Source organism: Rhodoferax sp., from assembly GCF_028689295.1.
Classification (GTDB): Bacteria; Pseudomonadota; Gammaproteobacteria; order Burkholderiales; family Burkholderiaceae_C; genus Rhodoferax.
In genome coordinates, this window is record NZ_JAQTWL010000070.1 from 1 (window position 1) to 2,858 (window position 2,858).

A 2,858-nucleotide genomic window follows, 5' to 3' on the forward strand; every position below is an offset into this window, starting at 1 on the left:
GGAAAGTTCCCCCTTGAATGAGGTCGACGCTTTTCAACGTGAATCCGTGCTTGAACAGTTCACCCGGCTCAAATCCTTGCGTCATGATCGCGTCCTTCGACGTTTCTTCCATCATCCGTTTCCCCTGAATATATAAGTTTGACTAAGGTTAACTCTGGCGCCTCAATTGAGAATGGGCGAAATGCTGCGTCTGCGGGAATCGGGCGGCCCTGACAGCGATTATGCGAAGGCCTAGCAGGCTGCTGAAATATTGGCCAGTAAAACTGCCCGCGCCACCCGTGTGAGCGAGATTGCCGCAGATTGATTTCGCAATTTGGAAACCAGGCTCTTTTGAGGCCGATTTTGGGTTGTTTTCCGGTCGTTTCGCATCGTTTTCCTACCCTTGCGTGGCCTGCAGACGGATTTGTTCCAGGGTGCGCATGCGCGTGAGGTTGTAGGCCGTCATCGTCAGCACGAATAGCTGGTCCACCTTCTTCAAACCACGCACCATCACCTGACGAATCGGGCCAATCAACTTGGCCCAGCCAAATCCTTGCTCGATGAGCTTGCGCTTTTGCTGCGAGATGGCGTAACCGTCGCTGGCCGCAATTTGGTCCGGCACCGCTGAGCTGCGGTTGCTGGTGTTCTGCGCCACATGGGGCGCCACCTTCATTTGCGTCAGCGCCTCCATGAACTCTGCTGCGTCGTAACCCTTGTCGGCACCCAGTGTGATTTGCACCCCTTCACTGGCGACCTGTTTAGCATCGGCAACCATCACCTTGGCGGCTTCACGTTCGGCATAGCCGTCTGCTGTGGTGACCATGGCGCTGGCAATCAGCCCATGGCGGTTGTCGCTCAGGGTGTGACCCATGAAACGCAACTCACTGGCAGTGTTCCCCTTGCGGTACAGACGCGCATCGGCATCGGTGGTGGATTCATGGGTGTCGTTGCTGCGGCTCTTACCTTTGAAGTTTCCCGTGTCATCGTCGCTGCCGTCCTTGCGGGCGAAACTCTTGTGTCCAGCCCAGGCCTGAATCAGCGTGCCGTCCACGCTGAAGTGCTCACCTGAGAGCCATTCGTTCTGGTTGGCAATGGCCAGCACTTCGTTGAAGAGTTCGATGACCGCGTCATGCGCAATCAGGCGCTCACGGTTCTTGGTGAAGACCGTGGGCACCCAGACCGTGTCGTCCATGGACAGGCCGATGAACCAGCGAAACAACAGGTTGTATTGGGTTTGCTCCATGAGCATGCGTTCCGAGCGGATGCTGTAGAAGATTTGCAGCAGCATGGCACGCAGCAGTTTCTCTGGCGCGATGCTGGGGCGACCGCCTTTGATGTCTGCGGCGTACATGCCTGAGAGCAAGGGCTCAATGTTCTTCAATGCCTGGTTGACCATCACGCGCACCGGGCGAAGGGGATGGTTCTGCGGCACGAAGTCATCCAGATGCCGCATGGTGAACAAGCTCTCGGTAAAGGTATCGGCTCCGCGCATGGTCAGGTGGTTTGGGCTTGCAATATCGCTTTGTCTATAACGTTTGGGCAGGTTTAGCGGGTGACCTCAGGGTGGGTATTTCAGCAGCCTGTTAAGACGCATTTGCTGACAAGTAGCGTCTAATCTGAGAATTCACTTGAGGATAAGACGAATGAAAGCAATATTTCTTTTGACGCTACTGGCGCTGCACCTCTCCACAGCTTCTGCTGCCGATTTCGAAATTAAAGGATTGCGCATTGGGATGTCAGAATCAGATTTCAAAAAAATCAATCCAAAGGCTAAATGCGAGATATCCCCGCGTGATCCTGAACTTCGAAAAACACTGCCTATACGTCGCATGTGCATTGTCCAAAAGTACACATTAGCAGCTAAAGAAAGTTACGATGCACAGTTTTTATTCTACGAAGATAGGCTGGGCGCAATAAACTTGGCATTCCGCGACATAAATGCTGATGACCTTGAATCCGCATTCAAAGAAAAATACGGAAGTTCTTCAGGAGGCGGCAGCACATTAAAGTCTGGAGATACACAAGAATGGCGCTTTGGAAATTCTGAGCTGAGACTGGCACAAGACAATCGACTCACTTTTGTCTTTGTTAATTCTGAAATTTCTGAATTATGGGCTGCCAAAATGAAGCAATTAAAAGTGAAGCAGTTACGTGCAGACATGTAGCCGGTCGTGTCCTGCCGATTGCAACCGCCATCCCAATGGCTTCTTTCAGCCTCTATGCTCAGGTGACAACTATGCGCAGATGATTTTTCTGTGATGGCTCTCAGGCCCGCAGGATGAGGGTCACGGCTGGGTGGCCAACTGAATATCTGGACATAAAAAAGGGGCCAGGCTCCCTCTGGCTGCTAACCTGTTGCGTCAACACCATCAATTCCACAATATGACTACTTTGCGCTCAATCTCGACTCTCTTTGCTGCCGTCAGCTTATTTTTACTCGCGGGGTGCGGCGGGGGTAGTAGCGGCGGCGGTGATCTCGGCGGTACAACAGCGCTATGTGCAGATGGCTGGATTACTCACTCTGCTGGCAAACCGGGAGCATGTTCGTCACACGGCGGCTTGGCATCGACAACTCCATCGGTGGGGACTATTCCTGCAGTCCCATCACCGTCCGTGCCAAAAATTGCCTATCGATCATTCAAAAAACCAGTAATTTCCGGTCTTGCCTATTTAAACAACAGCCTTGTTTCACCCGTTGGTCTCACTGACGCAACAGGCCAGTTTCCTGTAATGGACAGTGCAAACCAAGCCAACGTGATCACTTTTACTGTTGGCGGAATCGTTGTTTACAAGATGTCGGAGCTAAATGCCATGTCCTTCACGCTCGCAGACATTTATCAGTTGAGGTTCTTCTTGAACTCCGGAATACCAAACGATGT

At 52.3% G+C, this 2,858-nt stretch carries 2 protein-coding genes and 1 pseudogene; 2 read left to right on the forward strand and 1 reads right to left on the reverse strand.

What is annotated here, in order from left to right:
- Window positions 1–376: 376 nt before the first annotated feature.
- Window positions 377–1,471: an IS5 family transposase gene (locus tag PHF15_RS16905; protein WP_300123041.1), complete on the reverse strand. Its 1,095-nt coding sequence runs from the start codon at window positions 1,469–1,471 to the stop codon at window positions 377–379.
- 151 nt (window positions 1,472–1,622) lie between these two features.
- Between PHF15_RS16905 and PHF15_RS16910 the strand changes: the two genes are divergently transcribed.
- Together PHF15_RS16910 and PHF15_RS16915 are read left to right on the forward strand one after the other, a co-directional pair.
- On the forward strand, window positions 1,623–2,144 hold the full coding sequence (locus PHF15_RS16910; protein WP_300123042.1) for a hypothetical protein: 522 nt from the start codon (window positions 1,623–1,625) through the stop codon (window positions 2,142–2,144).
- A 217-nt stretch (window positions 2,145–2,361) separates the two neighbouring features.
- Window positions 2,362–2,858: pseudogene (locus PHF15_RS16915) on the forward strand (hypothetical protein); the annotation flags it as partial.

Bases quoted from the DNA above. Each gene is read 5' to 3' on its own strand.
- PHF15_RS16905 (WP_300123041.1), bottom strand. From the start codon at position 1,471: ATGCGCGGAGCCGATACCTTTACCGAGAGCTTGTTCACCATGCGGCAT.
- PHF15_RS16910 (WP_300123042.1), top strand. From the start codon at position 1,623: ATGAAAGCAATATTTCTTTTGACGCTACTGGCGCTGCACCTCTCCACA.